The 2429-nt window shown below is 30.6% G+C and carries 2 protein-coding genes; both read right to left on the bottom strand.

Annotated elements, in window-relative coordinates; all coding sequences use genetic code 11:
* Positions 1-762: MFS transporter (locus tag ABY298_RS16030; protein ID WP_372747049.1), on the bottom strand; the 762-nt coding region annotated here is incomplete at its 3' end.
* A 24-nt stretch (positions 763-786) separates the two neighbouring features.
* Positions 787-2289, bottom strand: coding sequence for a glycoside hydrolase family 30 beta sandwich domain-containing protein (locus ABY298_RS16025; RefSeq protein WP_372747048.1), 1503 nt, complete (start codon positions 2287-2289; stop codon positions 787-789).
* Between the last annotated feature and the right edge of the window lie 140 nt (positions 2290-2429).

Below are 2429 nucleotides of genomic sequence, written 5' to 3'. Positions count from 1 at the left end.
AATAAAGCGCAAAGAAGGTTTTAACAATTCTAAAACCGAAACTTTTTCTTTTGATTGTTGATCTTGTATATTTTTCTCTATAGATCCAATTTCAACTTTTGCTAATTGCTCTCCGTATAAATTATTTAATACTTTTTTAGCTTCCTCAATTTTACCAACTGAACACAACCAACGTGGGCTTTTAGGCACAAAAAATAAAAACAAGAAATATAAAATAGCTGGAATAAATTCTACTCCTAACATCCATCTCCAAACATTTTCATCGTTTAAAAACGAACTGCCTGATGTGTTTAATTTATTGAAATAATAATTGCTTAAAAACGCTGCAAAAAATCCTAAAACAATGTTTAACTGTTGAATTGAAACCAATTTTCCTCTGTTTTCTGCAGATGAAATTTCGGCAATATACGTTGGTGCTAAAATTAATGCTGCACCAAATGCTAACCCACCAATCATTCTTGCGATATACAACATTTCATAAGAATTGGCATATGCTGATGCTATTGCAGATACGGCATATAAAAACGCTACTACAATTAATATTTTTTTACGTCCAATTACATCACTTAATCTACCCGATATTAACATGGCAATCATAGCAGCAAAAGAAGGAGAGCTTACTACCCAACCAGTTTGTCCATCGCTTAAATTAAATTCTGGACCAGCATAAGACATTACTCCTGAAATTATTCCGGCATCAAAGCCAAATAAAAAGCCTCCCAAGGAAACTACAAATGCTATAAATATTACTTTTTTTGACATAACGAAGGCTTCTAGAGCTATAATTTATTTTAAGATTATTGATTGTATTGATCTTTCTGGCATTGAAATTTTTGCTGTTTTACCGTTTAAAGTAAGCATATACTCTATAGGATTATCGCTATCATTTAAAGCTACAACTACAATACTACCATCGGTATTTATAAATGATGTTGCACTTAAATGGTTTGCAGTTGTACCTGTTGATAATCTTTTAGCTCCTGGACGAATAAATTTTGAAAAATGACCAATGTAATAATAGGTATTTGTAAAAGTTAATTGCCCTGTTTGTGTATTTCCATGAACTGGAGCAAAACATAAATTCCCTACATGGTTTGGACCTCCATTTTCATTTAATAAAATATTCCAATCTGTCCAAGCAACGGTTCCGTTATTAAAATCGTTAATCATAGATTTTCCATAACGCTCAGCTAATTTTGGATCAGCAATTCTTGTAAGGTCATATTTTTCATTACATCCTTCAGTAAAAATTAAATTTTTATCAGGAAATGCTTCATTTACCGCAGCAACATTTTTATACATTGGTGTACCATCTTTCCAATCTTCATACCAATGAAAACCAGTTCCCCAAACATATTTATTAGCTTCTGGATCGTTTAAAATTACGTTTGCTCTTTCAAACATTAAATCTCTATTATGATCCCAAACAATAATTTTTTTATCGCCTAAACCTTCCTTTTCAAGTGTTGGTCCTAAATTGTTTTTTAAGAAATCTCTTTCTTCTTCAGCCGTATAAATACAAGATTCCCAAGTTTGTTTTGCCATTGGCTCATTTTGGATTGTTAAACCCCAAATTGGAACACCTTCTTTTTCGTAAGCTTTAATAAATTTTGCAAAATAATTTGCCCAAGGTTGGTAAAATTCTGGTTTTAATTTTCCGCCTTGCAACATATTATTTGTAGTTTTCATAAATGCTGGTGGACTCCAAGGACTTGCGAACATTGTTAATTTTCCACCTGCTGCTTCAATTGCTAATTTTGTAAATGGCAATCTATATTTTTTATCGTGCTCAATACTAAACGTTTTTAAATCTGTATCGCCTTCTTCAATATAAGTATAACTTGCACTTGAGAAATCACAACTATGAATAATTGTTCTACCTAAAGAATATCCAATTCCTTTATCAACGCTATAATAAGCTTCCATAAAAAGCTTTTGCTGATCTTCTGTTAATTTATAAAACGTTTCTGCAGCAGCATCGGTTAAAGCAGATCCAATTCCCAATAAAGTTTGGTGTTGTTTTCCTGGGTTTACATAAATAGATGCTTCTGTTTCCAATGGTTGTTTAAAATCAGAAAGTGGAATATTTGCATCCGTCATTTGTAATTTAACATCGCTATTTGCACTTGTTGTGTACACACTTACTTGTGTAAATTCTGTAGATATATTTTTATCCACATTAACATTATTTGTGGTTAGTTCTGTTGTTTTATTTTGTTCCTGACAACCTATAAAAAGATGTGCAAACAAAAAAACTGAAGCCGTTTTTAAAAGTACTCTATGTTTCATTTTTTATATTTTTATTTTTTATTTTCAAATTTAAACTACGCTTTTCAAAAGCTTTCATACTATATCATCAATTAGTTATTTAAAAATCTCAATTAGTAATTATTTTACTATAAATCATTATTAAACAACTTGTATAACTT

Origin of the sequence: Lutibacter sp. (genome assembly GCF_041596795.1) — a bacterium.
GTDB lineage: Bacteria > Bacteroidota > Bacteroidia > Flavobacteriales > Flavobacteriaceae > Lutibacter.
Note: the sequence above shows the minus strand (reverse complement) of the source record. Positions and strands in the feature narration are given on the sequence as shown.

What these genes read in the sequence shown, in the direction of transcription:
- ABY298_RS16025 (WP_372747048.1), bottom strand. Translation starts at nt 2,289, where the DNA reads ATGAAACATAGAGTACTTTTAAAAACGGCTTCAGTTTTTTTGTTTGCA.